Source organism: Spirosoma pomorum (assembly GCF_054776615.1).
Map to the genome: position 1 here is coordinate 1 of NZ_BAAHBP010000009.1, position 635 is coordinate 635.

Here is a 635-nt window from a genome sequence, read left to right on the forward strand (position 1 = left end):
TACGTTCCCGGACCTTGTACACACCGCCCGTCAAGCCATGGGAGTTGGGGGGACCTGAAGTTCGGGGTAATAACCGGACAAGGGTAAACTCGGCGACTGGGGCTAAGTCGTAACAAGGTAGCCGTACCGGAAGGTGCGGCTGGAACACCTCCTTTCTGGAGCCGATTACGGGCCGGTCATCACGGAAGTGGGACGGCTGGTAGGGGATTGAGTTTGTGCTGCGTTTGTTAAGGACCTGGGTCACCCCGTTGCGGGGTGGCACTTAGTTCTTTGACTTACAGGGAGTAGATAAGATACACAAGTGAAGTAGAGATAGCGTGGCGACACGCAGTGCAAGGGCGCCTGGGGGATGCCTAAGGCTTCTGGTGGCGATGAAGGACGTGGCAAGCGACGAAATTTAACGGGGACCCGCTGGCAGGGGCTGATCCGTTGGTATCCGAATGGGGCAACCCGGTAGTTTGAAGAACTATCACCTCTTAGAGGGGCAAACGCGGTGAACTGAAACATCTAAGTAGCCGCAGGAAGAGAAAACAAATGTGATTCCGGTAGTAGTGGCGAGCGAACTCGGAAGAGCCCAAACCAACTAGGTTACGGCCTAGTCGGGGTAGTAGGACCTGACATCAAGCAACCAATCG

2 rRNA genes are annotated in these 635 nt (G+C 55.4%); both read left to right on the top strand.

From position 1 onward, the window contains the following. Positions 1-155, top strand: a 16S ribosomal RNA gene (locus tag ACYVAD_RS09755); the annotation flags it as partial. Positions 156-321: 166 nt separating this feature from the next. After that, a 23S ribosomal RNA gene (locus tag ACYVAD_RS09760) occupies positions 322-635 on the top strand; the annotation flags it as partial.